This window comes from Hyphococcus sp. (assembly GCF_041986965.1).
In the GTDB taxonomy this organism is placed as follows: Bacteria; Pseudomonadota; Alphaproteobacteria; order Caulobacterales; family Parvularculaceae; genus Hyphococcus.
In genome coordinates, this window is sequence record NZ_JBHIXB010000001.1 from 1,702,794 (window position 1) to 1,720,337 (window position 17,544).

11 protein-coding genes are annotated in these 17,544 nt (G+C 61.1%); 6 read left to right on the forward strand and 5 right to left on the reverse strand.

Annotation, left to right across the window (positions count from 1 at the left end; all coding sequences use genetic code 11):
• The first annotated feature begins 6 nt into the window (after positions 1-6).
• Positions 7-885, forward strand: a complete 879-nt coding sequence (folD, locus tag ACFC5L_RS08455) for a bifunctional methylenetetrahydrofolate dehydrogenase/methenyltetrahydrofolate cyclohydrolase FolD (protein ID WP_375204188.1) — start codon at positions 7-9, stop codon at positions 883-885.
• 4 nt (positions 886-889) lie between these two features.
• On the opposite strand, the gene ACFC5L_RS08460 is transcribed toward folD, so the two are convergent.
• Complete coding sequence (locus tag ACFC5L_RS08460) at positions 890-1,936, reverse strand: aldo/keto reductase (RefSeq protein ID WP_375204187.1); 1,047 nt, start codon at positions 1,934-1,936, stop codon at positions 890-892.
• A gap of 130 nt (positions 1,937-2,066) precedes the next feature.
• Here ACFC5L_RS08460 and ACFC5L_RS08465 point away from each other — a divergent pair, with 130 nt between their 5' ends.
• The 5 genes from ACFC5L_RS08465 (at position 2,067) to purH (ending at position 8,130) form a co-directional block, all read left to right on the forward strand.
• A complete protein-coding gene (locus ACFC5L_RS08465; protein WP_375204186.1) occupies positions 2,067-2,636 on the forward strand; it encodes a hypothetical protein in 570 nt (189 codons plus the stop codon).
• A 264-nt stretch (positions 2,637-2,900) separates the two neighbouring features.
• Entirely contained in the window at positions 2,901-3,563 is a 663-nt protein-coding gene (rpe, locus tag ACFC5L_RS08470) for a ribulose-phosphate 3-epimerase (RefSeq protein ID WP_375204185.1), read from the forward strand.
• A 4-nt stretch (positions 3,564-3,567) separates the two neighbouring features.
• Positions 3,568-5,196 (forward strand): heparinase II/III family protein, encoded by a 1,629-nt coding sequence (locus ACFC5L_RS08475; protein WP_375204184.1) that lies wholly within the window; start codon positions 3,568-3,570, stop codon positions 5,194-5,196.
• 67 nt (positions 5,197-5,263) lie between these two features.
• The gene (locus ACFC5L_RS08480; RefSeq protein WP_375204183.1) at positions 5,264-6,463 is read left to right on the forward strand and encodes a UDP-N-acetylglucosamine 4,6-dehydratase family protein; all 1,200 of its coding nucleotides are present in this window, start codon (positions 5,264-5,266) and stop codon (positions 6,461-6,463) included.
• Between the two features lie 74 nt (positions 6,464-6,537).
• Positions 6,538-8,130 carry a bifunctional phosphoribosylaminoimidazolecarboxamide formyltransferase/IMP cyclohydrolase gene (gene purH / locus ACFC5L_RS08485; protein WP_375204182.1) on the forward strand — a complete coding sequence of 531 codons (1,593 nt, stop codon included), beginning with the start codon at positions 6,538-6,540 and terminating at the stop codon, positions 8,128-8,130.
• Positions 8,131-8,132: 2 nt separating this feature from the next.
• Here the strand turns inward: purH and ACFC5L_RS08490 are convergent, their stop codons facing one another.
• From ACFC5L_RS08490 to ACFC5L_RS08505, 4 genes are all read right to left on the reverse strand, one after another.
• Positions 8,133-13,025, reverse strand: coding sequence for an NAD-glutamate dehydrogenase (locus ACFC5L_RS08490; RefSeq protein WP_375204181.1), 4,893 nt, complete (start codon positions 13,023-13,025; stop codon positions 8,133-8,135).
• Positions 13,026-13,197: 172 nt separating this feature from the next.
• Positions 13,198-13,944, reverse strand: coding sequence for a hypothetical protein (locus ACFC5L_RS08495; RefSeq protein ID WP_375204180.1), 747 nt, complete (start codon positions 13,942-13,944; stop codon positions 13,198-13,200).
• Between the two features lie 135 nt (positions 13,945-14,079).
• Positions 14,080-14,727, reverse strand: a complete 648-nt coding sequence (locus tag ACFC5L_RS08500; RefSeq protein WP_375204179.1) for a hypothetical protein — start codon at positions 14,725-14,727, stop codon at positions 14,080-14,082.
• Between the two features lie 100 nt (positions 14,728-14,827).
• The gene (locus tag ACFC5L_RS08505; RefSeq protein ID WP_375204178.1) at positions 14,828-17,527 is read right to left on the reverse strand and encodes a sensor histidine kinase; all 2,700 of its coding nucleotides are present in this window, start codon (positions 17,525-17,527) and stop codon (positions 14,828-14,830) included.
• Positions 17,528-17,544 lie beyond the last annotated feature (17 nt).

Consider the following 17,544-nt stretch of genomic DNA (forward strand, 5'->3'; position numbering starts at 1 on the left):
GGAAACATGACGACGATCATTGATGGAAAAGCCATCGCCGCAAGCGTGCGCGAAAAAGTTGCAGGCGCGGTTGCGGACATCAAAGCAAAACATGACCTTCAACCGGCGCTTGCCGTGGTGCTGGTCGGCGAAGACCCCGCAAGCCAGGTCTATGTGCGCAATAAGCATGTCGCGACGGAAAAATCCGGCATGCGCTCCATCGAACACAAGCTTCCCGAAGACACGAGCGAGGATGATGTTGTCGCGCTGGTCCGAAAGCTGAATGACGACGATGCGGTGGACGGCATTCTTGTTCAGCTGCCGCTGCCGAAGCATATTTCCTCCGACCGCGTGATCAATGAAATTCACCCCGACAAGGATGTGGACGGTCTGACTGAAGTGAACGCGGGGCGGTTGATTCTCGGCAAGGAGGGGCTTGTTCCGTGTACGCCGCAGGGATCGGTCATTCTCGCGAAAACAGTGACGGAAAACCTCTCGGGCCTCAATGCGGTGGTTGTTGGCCGCTCAATTCTGGTGGGCAAGCCGCTGGCCATGCTGCTGCTTGCGGAAAACTGCACCGTCACCATGGCGCATTCACGCACGAAAGACCTCGCCGCCGTTTGCCGCGAGGCGGACATTCTTTGCGCGGCGGTCGGCATTCCACGCTTGATTAAAGGCGACTGGGTGAAAAAGGGCGCCATCGTCATTGATGTCGGGATCAACCGCATCGAGGAAGACGGCAAGACGCGCCTCGTCGGCGATGTCGACTATGATGCGGCGGCGGAAAACGCAGGCGCGATCACGCCGGTGCCAGGCGGCGTCGGCCCCATGACCATCGCCTGCCTGTTGCGCAATACGGTGCTTGCCGCCGCACGTCGGAGAGGGTTGGGCGCGGTTGAGGTGTAGCGCCTTACGGGCACGGATTCTGAATGCGCCCGTGCACGTCGTTCACGGCCTTTTCCATTTCATCTGTCCAGGCGATATCGAGCGACGCAAAAATCACCTCGAGCTGGTCCATGTTGCGCGCGCCAAAAATGTTCGACGTCACGAAAGGCCGGGTCGTCACAAATTGCATGGCGAAGGCGGCGGGATCGGCGTCGAACTGTTTTGCGAGCGCCAGATAGCGGCGCACCGCCTCATCCGCCATGGGCGTTTCATAGCGCTGTAGCCGGTCAAACAGCGCCTTGCGTGAGCCTGGCGGGTTGCCGCCATCGAGATATTTTCCGGTGAGCGCGCCCTGGCCGATGGGAGAATAGGCGAGGAGGCCAACCTGTTCTTCAAGCGCGATTTCCGCAAGGCCCGACTCGAAAGAGCGGTTCAACAAATTATAGGCGTTCTGGATAGAAACGACGCGCGGCAAATCCTGATCGCGCGATGCGTTCAAAAACTTCATGACGCCGTAAGGCGTTTCATTGGAAAGGCCCACATGGCGCACCTTGCCCTCTTTCACGAGATCGTCCAGCGCAGAGAGGGTTTCCTCAATGGGAACGCCTTTGTCTTCGTAATGCATATAGCCCGTGCGGCCGCCGCCGAAGAGAGACACCTGACGATCGGGCCAGTGTAGCTGATAGAGATCGATATAATCCGTCTGCAGATTTTTAAGGCTGCGTTCCACCGCGAAACGGATCTGCTCGGGCGTTAGCCGCGTCTCTTCGCCTTCAGGGCGCATATAGGCCGCGGGAGAGCGGCCGGCGACCTTGGTGGCGAGAATGATCTTGTCCCGCGCTTTGCGGGAGGCGGCCCAACGCCCGACAATGCGTTCTGACTCGCCTTGCGTTTCCGGCTTTGGCGGCACGGTGTACATTTCCGCGGTGTCGAGAAAGTTGATCCCGCGGTCCAGGCAGGCATCCATTTGCAAAACGGCGTCAGCCTCGGAGATCTGATCGCCATACATCATGGTCCCGAGGCAAAGGGCGGGAACGTCTAAATCCGTGCGGCCAAGGCGGCGTTTTTCCATGTATGGCTCCGTTTTCATGCATAGTGACGGTTTGAGTGTGAAGGATCGCGGCGGATAGGGAAGCGCAATCCCTGTTGAAAATGCTGTTTTGCATCACCATTTACAAAGCAAAGCGTTCTGGAGGGACGACATGACGAATTTCAAGAAAATGAAGGCGGGCTTGCTTGCAGCCGTGTCCGTCACGGCGGCGACAGTGGCGCTTTCGCCTGCGGGCGCCAGCGACTTCGATCCCGCGGTGACATCGCCCACCGTGGCGGTGGAAGCGCCGGTCATCGCCCATGCGGCGGATCATGGCGATCAGGAAAAGACGCCCCTGAGCCCTAAGAAATGGGCGCTGCTTGCTGTCGCAGCCAGTGCGCTCGCCGGCATTATCAAGCTCATCGGCGCCCGCAAGGTGGCCGACGCTGTCGCCCAAGGAGCGGTCAAAACGGCCAGGGTTGCGGCTTCCACCGCCTCCGGCGCGGCCCGGGCGGTGGGGCGGACGGTGTCTTCGCCCCTGCGTTTTCTGGCGGCGCTTCTGGGCCTGGCGCTGTTCGCGCTCGCCGGCATCGGCCTTTATGACGTCGAGTGGATCGGCGGGCTTGTCTCGGGCGCGGCGCTGACTGGCGCGACGCTTTTCGGTATGTGGAAAACTCGGCTGGCCCTGAAGCCGGTCAGGGTTAAGGCGAAGCCTGATCCGGTAAAGGATAACGGAAATTAACTAATAAAAACAATAATTTGAATGAAATTAAGGCGGTTTCGTCTTACTTTTGCCCCATTCGCCGCCTACAAATTCCCTCATCAGGTTGGCGCAATCGTCCACCGGAAATCCAAAAGCGTCCGTCCCTGACGCTCTTACACGCACCCCCCCAAAGAAAACCCCGCCAGAAGGCGGGGTTTTTCTTGCGGGAATTTATGCACAGCAAGGCTGATTTCGGTCCCGTGCTTATTGCGCGTTGACGGCGCATCACGATACCTGAAATCCATGAGTCGTGTTCTGATCGCCCCGTCCATTTTGTCCGCCGATTTCGCCCGTCTGGGCGAAGAGGTCGCGGCCATTGCGGCCGCCGGGGCGGATTTCATCCATGTCGATGTGATGGACGGGCATTTCGTACCCAATCTCACCATTGGGCCCATGGTCGTAAAAGCGATCCGCGGGGCGACGGATTTACCGTTCGACGTCCACCTCATGATCTCGCCGGTCGACGCTTATATCGACGATTTTGCGGCGGTGGGGGCCAACATCCTCACCGTTCACCCGGAAGCAGGCCCGCATTTGCACCGCACGATCCAGCGCATCAAGGGCGCGGGCGTGAAGGCCGGGGCGGCGCTCAATCCGGCGACGCCGGCGAGCGCGATTGAGGCGGTCATCGAGGATCTCGATCTGGTTCTCGTCATGTCGGTCAATCCCGGTTTCGGCGGTCAGAAATTCATTTCCTCGCAGCTGAAAAAGATCGAAGCGGTCCGCAAGCTGATCGATGCGTCGGGTAAATCGGTTCATCTGGAAGTCGATGGGGGCGTCGATCCGCAAACGGCGCCGCTCGCGATTGAGGCGGGCGCCGATGTGCTGGTGGCGGGCTCTGCTGTTTTCCGTGGCGGCGAAAGTCAGTATGCGGCCAATATCGCCGCCCTGCGGCCGGGATCATAGCACCATGGCGCGCGCGCAGCGACATTCCGGAAAAGCCTCCCGCGACGTGATCGCGCGTGTGCGCCGCGCCTGGGGGGAAAGTCCGTTCTATCAGGCCCAGCTCAAAGGCCCGGCGCCGGACCGGCTGTTGTTCAAGCCCGATGATCCTTACGCGCCCGATAAAACCATTGCGCAGGCGCTGGCGCGCGGACGGATTGCGCTTGGAGATGAAAGCGTCGACTGCGAAGAAGAACTCGACAAGCTGTGGGACCTTGTCGAACCCGACGGCGCGCTGAACGCCTGGTTGCAGGAGTTTTCCTGGCTGCGTCACCTGTCGGCGCTGGGCGATGACGGCAAGGCGCCGGCGCATATCCTGATGAAAGCCTGGCTCGACCGCCATGAACGCTGGTCAGCGGAAAGCTGGGAGCCTTATTTCACTGCGGAGCGTCTGGTGGAGCTTTGCGCGCATCATCCGCTTATTCTTTCAGGAACCGATGCCCTGTGGCGCAGCCGCGTGCTCGCCTGCATGGCGCGTCAGACCCGTCACCTTGCGCGCTCAGCGCATCGCGCGGCGACGGGCTTTGATCGGCTGATGACGGCGCTTGGCCTTGGGATCGCCGGTTATTCCCTGCCGGGCTGTGAAGGCCCTGCCGAACGCGGTCTTGAAATGGCGCGGCGCGAATTGCGTCTGCAATTGCGGCCTGATGGCGGTCATGTGAGCCGCAACCCGTCGCGGCAGCTAAAACTTGCACTGCGATTGCAGGCGTTGATCAAGGCGATCGAAACGCGCGGGTTTCAGCCGCCGGGTTTTTTGCGTCATCAGGTGCAGCGGGCGAGCGCGATGGCTGCGTTCTTTCGCTGCCCCGATGGCAAGCTCGCCGTTTTCAATGGCGGGTATGAAGACGATTCAAAAGCGCTCATCGCTGTCCAGACCGGAGCGGGCGCCGATCTCGGCCCTGCAGATTTCGCGCGTCACTCCCGCTACCATAAATTGACGGCCGCGCGTGCTTTACTCATCGCGGACACTGCCGATGACAGCGCCGCTCCCTATAAGAGCGCAGGGTCGCTGCATTTCTCATCCGGCCGAAGCCGCATTTTAGTCAATTGCGGCTCTGGCGTTCATCGCGGCGCAGCGTGGCGCAAAGCGCTCGAACAGCGCAGCGCCCACACGGCGCTTTCCTTTGCCGAAGGCGGGCCGTCGCCGGTGTTCGGAGAGGTGGCGCAACGCCGCGGCGAGGAAACGACCGGCAGGCTGCTAGAAATTGAGCGCCGCATTGAGACCGCCAACCCTGAGGGCGCGTCCTATTTGCGGCGGCTTTTTCTCGCCGCCAATGGCGCTGATCTGCGCGGGGAGGAGATGCTGGCGGGCTGCGCGTCTCGTGAAATCGATTCCGCGGTTTGGCGGTTTCATCTCGATCCGGGCGTCAGGGCGTCGCTCGCGCGGGACAAAAAGTCGGTGATCCTGCTTCTTTCCAACAAGGAAGGCTGGCGCTTTAAATCCAGTTGTCCGGAATTGCTGCTTGAAAAAAGCGTCTATTGCGGCGCGGGCGGGGCACCGGCGGCGTCTGAACAAATCGTCATTCGCGCCGGCGCTTTTGACCGGCGGGAAGAAACGGCGCTCAATGTAAAATGGGCGCTGCAAAGGCTCGCCTAGCCCGCAGCGGCTGGCGCATCGTGCGGCGATGTGCATAAATAACAAAAGACGGGAGCGGGCGCGGGCGATGCCGGGAATAGTGGAGACAGTGCGGGCGTTTTTGGGCTCGGAGCGGACACGGCTCCGCCCGGGACAGACCGTCGACATCGCTAATCTCCTGCCGCGGGCGCCGCGCAAGATCGACCTCAAAGCCGCCAAAAAAATGATGGCGGGCAAAAGCATTCTCGTCACTGGCGCTGGCGGCACCATCGGATCAGAACTCTGCCGCCAGATTGTTTCGTTTGAGCCGGCGCGCCTGACGCTTGTCGATAACGCGGAATTCGCGCTCTATCAGATTGATCTTGAGCTGAAAGAAGCGGGCCATGGCGGCATTATCAAATCCGAGCTCACCGATGTCTGCCGCGCCGAACATTTGAAGCGCGTATTTGAGCGCGCTGAGCCTGACGTCGTTCTTCACGCAGCTGCGTTCAAACATGTGCCCATCGTCGAGGAAAACCGCTGCGCCGGCGCCCTGACAAATGTACTCGGCGCGAAAAATGTTTTCGACGCCGCGATGGAGCATGAAGCGGAGTCGGTTGTGTTTATCTCCACCGACAAGGCGGTGAACCCGACAAGCTTTATGGGCGCGACGAAACGCATCGCCGAGCTTTATGCCCAAGCGCTCGACGTCGCGCAGAACGACACACGCTTTGTCACAGTGCGTTTCGGAAATGTGTTGGGATCGACCGGCTCTGTTGCGCCGCTCTTCACGCGCCAGATTGAGCGGGGCGGTCCGATTACCGTGACCCATCCTGAAATCATCCGCTATTTCATGACCACGCGCGAAGCGATCCAGCTTGTGCTGCTGGCGTCGAGCCTCGACGTGGCGGAGAACACCATCGTCACCCATGACGGCCGCGTCTTTGTTTTGGATATGGGCGAGCCGGTGAAGATTCTCGATTTCGCCAAACGCATGATCGAGGCTTACGGCCTGACGCCCGGCAAAGACATTGAAATCAAATTTACGGGGCTGCGGCCCGGCGAAAAGCTGTTTGAGGAAATCTTCCTCGACACCGACGCCCTCGTGAAGACCGGCGCGGAGGGCGTTTTGCTTGCTTCGCCGGCGATGATCGACCTGCCGCTCCTCAATCCCCGGCTGTCTGACGTGATTGATGCGGCGCTGCGCGGCGAGCAGGCGTCCCTTGACGAGGCGGTCCATCATCTGGTGCCGGAATTCAACGCGCTGAATGGCGCCGCGGCGCATTCGCCGAACCAGTCGAATCGCTAAATTTCCCGCTGAACCTAGCCATAGCCTTGCCCTTGGGGCGCCCCGGCGTTAAGGCGGCGCCTGTGGTAACAGGGATGACTCCGATGGCCGATAAAACGCCGGTGCGCCGCGCGCTGATTTCCGTTTCCGACAAGACCGGGATTGTGGATTTCGCCAAACGCCTTGCGGGCGCGGGCGTCGATCTTGTCTCCACCGGCGGAACGGCGAAGGCGCTGCGCGAGGCGGGGCTCGACGTTTCCGATGTTTCCGAGATCACCGAGTTTCCCGAAATGATGGACGGGCGCATCAAGACGCTGCATCCGCGCGTGCATGGCGGGCTTCTCGCATTGCGCGACGATGAAGGACATCTGAAGTCCATGCGCGATCACGGCATTGATGGAATCGAGTTGTTGATCGTCAATCTCTATCCCTTTGAAGAAACCGTGGCGAAGGGCGGCGACTTCGCCGAGTGCATTGAGAATATCGACATTGGCGGTCCGGCGATGATCCGCGCTGCGGCGAAGAACCATCGTTTTGTCGGCGTCGTCACGGATCCAGCCGACTACGAAACTGTGCTTGGCGAGGTCGAAGCAGAGGGCGCGCTCAAAGACGAAACGAAACAGCGTCTTGCCATGAAGGCTTTTTCCAAAACCGCCGCTTACGATTCCGCAATCTCGCGGTGGTTCGCCGTCCAGTTGGACGAAACTTTCCCGAAAGACTTTTCCATGACGGGGCGCCTCGACGACGTTCTGCGTTACGGGGAGAACCCGCATCAGGACGCAGCGTTCTACAAGACCGGCGACAAGCGCCCCGGCGTCGCGACCGCGCGTCAGGTGCAGGGCAAGGACCTTTCCTATAACAATTTGAACGACACCGACGCCGCTTATGAACTGATCGGCGAGTTCGGGAGCGAAAAGCCTGCGGTCGCCATCATCAAGCACGCAAACCCCTGCGGCGTGGCGACCGGCGCGGACATGATGGACGCTTATCTCGCTGCGCTCAGATGCGATCCGGTGTCGGCGTTTGGCGGCATTGTCGCCTTGAACCAGAAACTGACGGGTTCACTGGCGGAAAAGATCATTGAGACCTTCACCGAAGTCGTCATCGCACCCGAGGCCGATGAGGCTGCTGTCGCCGCCTTTGCGGCCAAAAAGAATTTGCGGTTGCTCATCGCCGGGGGCCTGCCCGCGCCGGACGCGCCGGGCCTCACCGTCAAACCGCTCGCAGGCGGGTTCCTCGTTCAATCGCGCGATTCAAAAGTCGTGACGCAGGACGACTTGAAAGTCGTCACCAAGCGCGCGCCGACGGATCAGGAACTCATCGACATGCTCTTCGCATTTAAAGTCGCCAAACATGTAAAATCGAACGCTATTGTTTATGCGAAAGAAGGCGCGACGGTCGGCATCGGCGCCGGACAGATGAGCCGCCTCGATTCATCCCGTATCGCCGCGCGCAAGGCCGAAGACGCCGCCAAATCCTCAGGCGGGAGCGAAAGCCTCGCCAAAGGCTCGGTCGTCGCCTCAGACGCGTTCTTTCCGTTTGCGGATGGATTGCTTGCGGCGGCGGAAGCGGGCGCGACCGCGGTCATTCAGCCGGGCGGGTCCATGCGCGATGAAGACGTCATCAAGGCGGCGGATGAAGCCGGGCTCGCCATGGTCTTCACCGGCGCACGGCATTTCAGGCACTAATCTTACCGCGCCGTATTCGCTGCAAGCTCATCGAGCCTGCGGGTGAACAGCGAGAACTTGCCGACGCTGACAGGGCCTGTCAGATCGAGAGACGCCGTCGACTCATTATAAAGCGCGATGGCGTCCTCGGCGGTCGCCGACCATTTCTCGATGACTTTCTCGGTCCATTTCGCCGGCGCGCCTTTTGGTTCGGCGCCGGCAGCGGCGATCACGCGCGTCGTCAACACGCGCTGGCTGGCGGTGAGGTCCTCGATGATCTGGCGGATGGCGATCCTGTCGAAATGATCGGCCGGCGGTTCGCGCCGCGCCTTGTCGCGCATGGCGTCGATATTAAAGAGACGGCCGACGGCGAAGAAGACGCCGCCGACGCCGGGATTTGACCACCCGGTTTCGGCGGCCAGATTGACGATGTCGAAGGCGAATTCGAGCGCCGGAATCGCCGCCGCTTCACCAGCGAGGTCTTTGGGCGCGGTGTCGTTGATCCAGGCTTGCCGGCGGTCTTCGAGCGCCGCCGCCGCCTCCTCGGGTAAAATGTTGGGAAGCGCGGTTTTGAACTCCGCGACTGCCGCTTCATATTGGTCGACGACGGCGTTCAGGCCGTTGCGTGAGAGCCTTTCCTTCGCGTCCTGGTCACCGAGAAGGTGGAATGTTTGCTCACGCAGCAGACGCGACGCTTCCAGATAGAGACCCGTTTGCAGCGACGCCGGCGCGGCATTGTCGAGCGCGTCGACGGCGGCGGCGAAATCATTGAGATTGAAAATGCGCCGCACCGCTTCATAAGCAAGGGTGATTGTAGCGAAATCGACGCCGCTCGTTTCCGCCGCGCGTTGCACGAAGCTGACGCCGCAGGTGTCGACAATTTCATTGGAGAGCCGCGTTGCGATGATTTCCCGGCGCAGCTGGTGGGTGACCATGGCATGCCCATATTGCTGCAGGGCTTCCGGGAAATAGGCCACCAGCTCGCGCTCGAAAAGCGGGTCGTCCATGCTTTCCGATTTTGCGAGTTCGTCAAAGAGCCACATCTTGGCGTAGGCGAGGAGGACAGCGAGGTCCGGACGCGTCGGCCCGAGCCCGTGCTGGCGCATAGCGGCGAGCCGCTCCGCATCGGGCAGATATTCGATCGCCCGGTCAAGACGGCCTTCACGTTCAAGTGTCGTCATAAAGCGCGCATAGACGTCGAGATCGGCGGGCGCCGATTTTTCCATCTGTGTGATGGCGCGGGTCTGGTCGTAATTGTGGCGCAGGACATGTTCCGCCACATCTTCGGTCATGGACGCAAGAAGATCGTTGCGCTCCTCGCGCTTTAACTCGCCATGCTCGATGGCGTTAGACAGAAGGATCTTGATGTTGACCTCATGGTCGGACGAGTCGACGCCTGCGGAGTTGTCGATGGCGTCGGTGTTAATGCGCCCGCCGTCCCGCGCATATTCGATGCGCGCAAGCTGGGTAAGACCGAGATTGGCGCCTTCGCCGACCACGCTCATGCACATGTCGCTGGCGTCGATCCGGACGGCGTCATTGGCGCGGTCGCCGACACGCCAGTTTTCTTCATCCTCGGCTTTGAAATAGGTGCCAATGCCGCCGAGCCAGAACAGCTCCACCGGCGCTTTCAGGATTGCGCGGATAAGCTCGTTTGGCGCCAGCTCTTTGTTCGAAATATTGAGGAGCTTTTTAATTTCCGGCGTCAGCGGGATCGACTTCGCTGCGCGCGAGAAGACGCCGCCACCCTTGGAAATCAGTTTCTTGTCGTAGTCCTGCCAGGATGTGCGCGGCAGGTCGAAAAGCCGTTTGCGCTCGGCCCAGGATTTCGCCGGATCGGGATCGGGGTCGATGAAAATATCGCGATGGTCGAAAGCGGCGACAAGCTTTGTCTGTTGCGACAACAGCATGCCATTGCCGAAAACGTCGCCGGACATATCGCCGACGCCTGCTGCGGTGAAAGGTTCGGTTTGAATATCTTTGCCGATCTCGCGGAAGTGGCGCTTTACCGCTTCCCAGCCGCCGCGGGCGGTGATGCCCATGACTTTGTGGTCGTAACCGGCCGATCCGCCAGACGCGAAGGCGTCGCCGAGCCAGAAGCCGTATTCTTCCGAAATGGCGTTCGCCGTATCTGAGAAAGCGGCGGTGCCTTTGTCGGCGGCGACGACGAGATAAGGGTCGGGATCGTCCCAGCGGACAATGCGCGGCGGCGACTTCGGCTCTCCGCCGACGATGTTGTCGGTGAGATCGAGGAGCCCGCGAATAAACACCTTGTAGGCTTCGCGGCCTTCTTCATAGATCGCGGCGCGGTCGCCGCCCGGCGGCAATTGTTTCGGATAGAATCCGCCTTTTGAGCCGGTGGGCACGATCACTGCGTTCTTCACGCGCTGCGCCTTCACGAGGCCCAGCACTTCGGTGCGGAAATCTTCACGGCGGTCGGACCAGCGAAGACCGCCGCGCGCGACCGGACCGAAACGCAAATGGACGCCGTCGACCCGTGGGCCGGAGACGAAGATTTCACGATAAGGTTTGGGTTCGGGAATCTCCGCGACTTTCGAACTGTCGACCTTGAAGGAGATATAGGTTTTGGCCGAGCCGTCGGCGAGGCGCTGGTAATAATTCGTGCGCGTGATCGCTGCAAAGAGCGTGCGGTAACGGCGAATGATCCGGTCTTCATCGAGGCTTGCAACATTGTTGAGAGCGTCTTCGATGGCCGCGTCGGCGGCTTCGACGTCCTTGATCCGGGCGTCAGCGTTTGACGGCCCGTCCGGATTGAAGCGCGCATGGAAGGCGGTGATCAACAATCGCGCAATGGCCGGATGATTTCCAAGCGCTTCTTGAATGTAGCTTTGCGAATAAGCGAAACCGGCCTGCATGTGGTGTTTCGCGGCGGCGCGCAGAAGCCACGCTTCTCGCCAGTTGACGCCGGCGGTCAGCACCAGCTCGTTAAAGCCGTCATCCTCGGTGCGCTCTTCGAGAACGGCGAGGATGGTTTCTTCGAACGCTTCCCTGACCTCATCCAGCGCGACTTGCTGCCCGCCGGATTGTTCCGTCATGAAGTCGTGAATCCAGCAGTCTTTCTTTTTGCCGTAGGGCGAGACCTGATAGCTTGCTTCCTGCAGCACGCTGAGGCCGAGATTTTCGATGGTCGGGATCAGCTTCGACAGCGTCATCGGCGCGCCGCGCTTGTAAATCTTGATGCGCACCGTTTTGTCGCTGTCATCCGGCCTTCTATAGGCGCGGACAACCATCGGCTCGTTCTCGAGCCGTTCCAGCGCATCAATGTCGTAAAGCGTTCCCTTGGGCGAGGTGCGCTCGCGATACCCGGCGTCAAACGCTTTTTCATATTTGGCGTAAAGCGCCGCCGGCGTTGCGCCGTCATGAGCCTCGCGCATCGCCTCGAGAAGCCCGTCATTCCAGTTGCGGCAGATCTGGCGCACCTGCCAGGTGAGCTCGCCCATGCCGGGGCCTTCCGGCGCGCCGGGCTTAATGCCGATAATGTAATGAACCCGCACCAAAGCCGCGTCGCCGAAGAACGGGGTGAAGGAAAGAACGCGCCCGTCAAACGTCTCCGCCAGCAATTGCGCCGTGCGTTCACGGACTTCGGAATTGAAGCGATCACGCGGCACAAACAGCATGGCCGAGATAAACCGGTCGAAGCGGTCGCGGCGCATGAATAGCTTGACGCGCGGGCGCTTGTACAGGCGCAAAATGCCAAGCGCCATTTCTGTCAGCGTTTCGACATCGACCTGAAACAGCTCGTCGCGCGGACAGGATTCAAGAATGTTGACGAGCGCTTTTTCGTTGTGCCCACCGGGCGTGAAGGCGGTATTCTCAAGGACCGCATGTACTTTGGCGCGCACAAGCGGAATGTCTGACGCCGGGCGGTTATAGGCTTCAGCAGTGAACAGGCCGACAAACAGATCTTCGCCGATGGCGGTCCCGTCGGGCGCGAAATTCTTGACCGCGACATAGTCCATATAGACGCGGCGGTGGATGAGCGATTTGGTGCTCGATTTGGCGACCAGGATAGGCTCTTTCGAGGCAAGGAAGGAGGCGACTGCGGGGGACAGCTTGCCGTCCGGCTGGAACGTCGATTGCAGAACCTGACGTTCCGGCGCTCTTAAAATGCCGAGATCCCTGTCAGCATCGACGGCGAGCTGGATGTCGTCGCCTTCACCGACCTTGTCGAAATGGCGCACGCCCAGAAAGGCGAAGCGATTATCCCAAAGCCATTTCAGGAATTGCACGGCCTCGCGTTGTTCATCGGGTTTGACGCCGGGAAGGCGCGAGCGTTCGAGCTGGGCGATGCACGCGCCGAGGCGCGCGCGCATGGGCTCCCAATCCTCGACCGCGATGGCGACATCATTCAGGACAGCGCCGATCTCATCATGCAGCGCCTCGAGTTCGTTCTCTGCAACCGGCGGATCCATTTCCACATGGATCATGGATTCCCGGAAGCTCGCCTGGGGCGCCTTCGGGTCGCGCTTGCCTTTTGCATCGCGCGCCACGGCGACAACAGCGTTGGAGAAAAAACTCACCGGCTTGCCGTGATCGGCGAGCGCTGCGGAAATTGAGTCAACGAGAAACGGTTTGTCGTCGGTGACGATGTCGAGGACCATGCGCCGTTCGGTCCAGCTTTTTCCTTCCTCGATGCGCAGAGAAACTCTGCTTTCGTCGGGCTTTCGTGTCTGCGCATGTTTCCATGCGGCGCTCGCGCGATTGAGCAGCGCTTGCGGCTCGGTCCAGATTTTGTCTTCGCCGGTGGCGTAGAGAACGAGTTGCTCGAGATAGCTTTTGAAAGCGGGCGCCAGCACGCCGTTTTCATCAATATCGCCAGCCTTTTTCTTCTCGGCCAGGGCAATGACGTCTTCGAGGATTCGGCTGTCTGTGTCGGTGATAAAGCCCTCAGGCATATCGCGTCCTTTGCGATCAGAATTTTTCGCCGTCATAACGTGAAGGCTTTGAAAATGTCTAACGAAAACCGCGTGAAATCACGCTGCTGCGATATAACGCCTGCAGCGCTGCACAAAATGCTGCAGCAGCTAAATAGAGTGTTAAAAATACGATAAGATGTCGAGTGCGCGATCAGGCTTGCGCGGCGTGGTGGGTTCCCGGCGCCGCGACGGCGGACCCTGCGCGGCGCTCCACTTCGCGGCGGAGCAAGGATGTGCGCGGATAGCGCTTCGCCGCAGACTTTTCGAGATACCGATTGGCGAGATAGAGCCCGGAAATGCTAAGCAGCGATATGGCGACGCCGCCGCCAAGAAGTCCGGCGTCGCCCGCGCGAAGGCCCGTCAGCACCGCAAAAGCAGCGCCCGGAAGCGCCAGCGCCGCGGCGCTCGGCAGATGCGCCGAGAGCATCAGCGCCGTGACGAAAGAGGCGATGACGGTGAGGGCGAGAATCTGGACCCCGAAAGCGGCGGAGGCGCCGGCCGGCGCCAGGAGAATAGGGGCCGAGGCGAGTATAACGCCAAGAACGCTGAGGCTGGCCGTAAAGGACGCCCGCCAGCGGAAAGGCCGCGAGGTGAGACGCCCGCCGGCGCGAAAATCGCTTCTGAGGCGGCGCGTCACCCAAAGCGCCCCGAGCATCATCAGCGCCCAGGCGGTTGCGCGCCCCGGATAGGTGCGGCCCGCCATAATGGCGAGATAGACAGCGACGCCGGCGACGAGCGCGAGGCCCGGTCCGCTCCAGCGTGAGAGAATGTCGATGAGGTTGAGGCGCGCGGCGCGGGAAATTCCCGGATTGCGGCGCTGGCGCGGCGCGCCGGCTTCGCGCGCAACGCGCTCCTGGAGTTCGCGAACCGATTCGCCCTGCAATGATGCGCTTGTCATGGCGCCGACCTTTCGCCCAACCTCTTGTTAACCCATCGGAGGCAACAATCCTTAACCAAAGGTTAACAAGCCTCTCCGGGAAAGGCTGTGGGCTGATTTTCCCCGCGCGTCGAGGTGGAAACGCCAAAAGCCAGCTTATTCTTGCGGCGCCGGCTCCAGAAAAACGTCGATGCTGATTCCCACCTGTGCGAGATCGCCGCGTAGTACGAGCGCATCGATATTGGTGGGGTCGAGGGTGAGGGCGGCGACAACGTCTTGCGCCGCATCTTCGTAGGCGCCGACAATAAAACGGCCCTTGCCGCGCAGCACATAAGTTTCCGCACTGACGAACGAGCCGTCTTCAGCCGTTGAAACAGCGGTTACGACTTCCGGCCAGCGGTTCTGCGCGGCGTAGACTTTGGCGGCGGTGAGTTGCAACTCTGCGCTGTCGGGCACGAGCGCAAGCGCCTGATTGAGCGCGGTTTCGGCGCGATCGGGTTCTTCGCCTTCTAGCCAGGCGTTCGCCGCCTGAGACAAAAGCCGTGCGCGCACATAATCATCGCCCGCGTCATTGCGCTGCGCGATCTCTTCAAGGCGCAGCGCCGCAAGTTTCGGGAATCCTGCTCTGAGATCGGCGACGGAAAGGCAATGTCGCGCTTCCGCGCCGCCGCCTTCGCCCACCCATTGCTGCGCGGCGATGCGCCCAAGCTCCAGATCCGCTTCGATCAGAGTGATGCAGTCCGCATAGCGCGGGCTCAGTGTTTCCGCCGGCGCGGCGAGAAGAAGAAAGAGGGTTGCCAACATGGCGCGCACTCTAGCGCCGGGAACGCGGCGAAAAAGGGGCTAAGTCAAAAAAAGCGACAATCGCCGCCAATGCTACATATTGGGCCGCCTATTGGGCTGTCTATTCAGCGGCTTGCGGCCGGGCCGGGGCTTCGCCGGTGCGGCGGGCCTTGGCGCGTTTGCGGGCCGGTTTCTTTTTGGCTGTGGCGTCGGGGGCTTTTTCGGGCTCGCCCTTGTCGCCGGGCGCCGCCGCTTCATTGCCGGCGACCGGTTCAGGCAGGAAGCAGGTCACAACCGCACCTTGCCCTTCCTTGGACTCCATGCGCACCCAGCCATTGTGAAGCTTCACGAAGCGTTCGACGAGGGCGAGGCCGAGCCCGGCGCCTGCCGAGGGGCCGCGGCTTTCAAAGGCGTCAAAGGCGCGCGCCTGATCCGTCGGCGACAGGCCGCGGCCCGTGTCGGAAACCCAGATCTTCACCGCCTTGCCCACGCGCTGCGCGCCGATGGTGACCGCGCCGCCGGGCCCTGTATAGGCGAAGGCGTTGGACAGGAGATTGAACAGCACCTGTTTGATGCGCTTTTCATCCAGCTCCGCCTCGCCGATATCCTTGGGGCAATCGACCTTGAGCGCGACCTGGGTGTCTTCGGCTTTGAGCGCTGCGAAGGTCGCGGCGCTTTCAAGAAGCTTGCGGATGTCGGTTTTCTGGAATTTTACATCGAGCTGACCGGCGTCAATCGCGGCAAGATCGATAATGTCGGTGATGAGATCGCGCAGATGATAAGACGCGGACAGGATCGACGCGATGTAATCTTTCTGGCGATCGTTGAGAACGCCGAACATCTGACCGTCGAGCATTTCTGAAAAGCCGATGATGGTCGAGAGCGGCGTGCGCAATTGATAGGATACGTGATCGACGAATTTCGATTTGAGGCGATCCGCATTTTCAAGGATCGCATTGCGCTCCTTCAGTTCCTTCTCGCGCTCTTTGGAATCCGTGACGTCGATGAAATGGGCGAGCGTCGCGCCGTCGGGCAGGGGCTCCGCGCCAATCGCAATCGTGCGTCCATCCGCAAGGCGGATTTCGCGGAACTCGTAAGTCTGACGGTCTTCATGGGCCTTAGAGACGATAGAGCGGCGCAGCGCATCGAAAGAGGCGTCAGCCTCGCGTGCAAGCTTTTTCAGTCCGTCGAGAATGGCGTCGATATGGGGCTCAGCGTCGAGATGGCGCGCATCAAGCCGCCAGAGCTTCTGGAACGCCTTGTTGTAAAGCCTGAGCTTTCCGTCGCCGCCGAACACGGCGACGCCCTCGGCGAGATTGTTGAGCGTCGCCTTTTGCACCTTGATCTGGGTGTTGAACTGCGCCTCGAGCGAAATCTTTTCAGTGATGTCCTCAAAGGCGAGCATCACGCCGCCGAGCGGATGCCGGAGGCGACCGACGCGGAGCGTGCGGCCGTCAGGCAGGCGCCAGATCTCGTCCGGCGCGCCGCCCAGGCGTTCGGCGCCGGGTTCGGCGAGACCTTCCGTATAAAGAGCAAGCTGCTGTTCCTTCCATTCGTCATAGTCGGAAGGTTCGGGCAGGCGGCCTTTCATGCGCAGATGGTCGAGCACTTCGCCGTGATAGACACGGCCTGAAAGCTCGGCGTCGTCGAGGGACCACAGCTCCTGAAAGGCGCGATTGTAGTAGATGAGATTCTGGCTGGCGCCGAAAATCGCGACGGCCGTCTGGATCTGGTCGAGCGTGCGCTGGTTCGCCTCAATCTGCTGTTTGAGATCGGATTTCGCCTTGTCGAGTTCGGTGACGTCGATGGCGACGCCGCCAAGGGCTGCATCGCCCGAGCCGTGAAGCGGCGTTTCAACAATCCGGAAGACACGCCGTTCGCCGCGCGAGTTGATCACGGCGCGGCCTTCATTGGCCTTGCGCTCGGACGCGGCGGTGGAGGCGAGTTTCCTGATGGAGTTGTCGAGCTCGATCTGTTGCTTGATGACGTCGGCGGCGTTCGGCGCCTCGACCACATCGGCATAGGCGCGGTTCACCCAGACGAGTTGCAGATCTGCATTGCGCCGCCAGGCGGGCGTTGGCGAACGCTCAAGAAGGGCGTGGGCCCCGTGCAGGTCGACGGCGCGCTCACGGAAGGCGCCGATGACGGCGCCGTCTTCCGCCATGCGCACAGCCGGGTCGGTGATCCAGAGCGCCACCTGTCCGCCGGCGACGCGGCCGTCGACTTCGATGGAGCGGCCGTCCGCGGTGACCACATTGCCGGAGAAGGCAACGCCATGGGCGCGCAGATTGGCGATCTTGTCGTGCAAAGGTTCCGGCTTTTCCGCATCGTCATCCTGAAGCGGCAGGGCGCCAAGCGCATTCAAGAGCCGGTCGACGGGCGCGGTCTTGGCGTTTTCGCCTTCCTTGGAAAAGGACAGCAGCGAGGCGAGGGCGGCCGGTCCGCCGAGAATTTTCGGTTCGCCCCATCCGGCGCTTAAACTGTCCGTGTCGTCTTCCCAAACGAGGACGAGGCCGGGGTGGGCCGAGAGAACAGAGTCCGCTTTTTCGAGCCGCGCCTCCATTTCCGCCAGCGTGTCGGACCAGTGCAGCGACTGATGGCGCGTCGCGGCTGAAACCCGGAGCGCCCAGACAACCGCCGCCACAGCGAGGCCAACAGCGCCTGCCGCGCCAGCAACAAGGGGATCAACGCCTGAAAGGAAAGAGAGCGCGCCGCCGGAAGTTTCTACAGCTTCGGGAGCGCTTTGGGCGAATGCGCCAGACAGGCCGAAAACCCCGGAAAGGGTCGAGCCCGCCATCAAGAACTTCGCGTATCGCCGCATTCACGCACCTGCTCGCC

What these genes read in the sequence shown, in the direction of transcription:
- folD (WP_375204188.1), top strand. Translation starts at nt 7, where the DNA reads ATGACGACGATCATTGATGGAAAAGCCATCGCCGCAAGCGTGCGCGAA.
- ACFC5L_RS08460 (WP_375204187.1), bottom strand. Translation starts at nt 1,936, where the DNA reads ATGGAAAAACGCCGCCTTGGCCGCACGGATTTAGACGTTCCCGCCCTT.
- ACFC5L_RS08465 (WP_375204186.1), top strand. Translation starts at nt 2,067, where the DNA reads ATGACGAATTTCAAGAAAATGAAGGCGGGCTTGCTTGCAGCCGTGTCC.
- rpe (WP_375204185.1), top strand. Translation starts at nt 2,901, where the DNA reads ATGAGTCGTGTTCTGATCGCCCCGTCCATTTTGTCCGCCGATTTCGCC.
- ACFC5L_RS08475 (WP_375204184.1), top strand. Translation starts at nt 3,568, where the DNA reads ATGGCGCGCGCGCAGCGACATTCCGGAAAAGCCTCCCGCGACGTGATC.
- ACFC5L_RS08480 (WP_375204183.1), top strand. Translation starts at nt 5,264, where the DNA reads ATGCCGGGAATAGTGGAGACAGTGCGGGCGTTTTTGGGCTCGGAGCGG.
- purH (WP_375204182.1), top strand. Translation starts at nt 6,538, where the DNA reads ATGACTCCGATGGCCGATAAAACGCCGGTGCGCCGCGCGCTGATTTCC.
- ACFC5L_RS08490 (WP_375204181.1), bottom strand. Translation starts at nt 13,025, where the DNA reads ATGCCTGAGGGCTTTATCACCGACACAGACAGCCGAATCCTCGAAGAC.
- ACFC5L_RS08495 (WP_375204180.1), bottom strand. Translation starts at nt 13,944, where the DNA reads ATGACAAGCGCATCATTGCAGGGCGAATCGGTTCGCGAACTCCAGGAG.
- ACFC5L_RS08500 (WP_375204179.1), bottom strand. Translation starts at nt 14,727, where the DNA reads ATGTTGGCAACCCTCTTTCTTCTTCTCGCCGCGCCGGCGGAAACACTG.
- ACFC5L_RS08505 (WP_375204178.1), bottom strand. Translation starts at nt 17,527, where the DNA reads ATGCGGCGATACGCGAAGTTCTTGATGGCGGGCTCGACCCTTTCCGGG.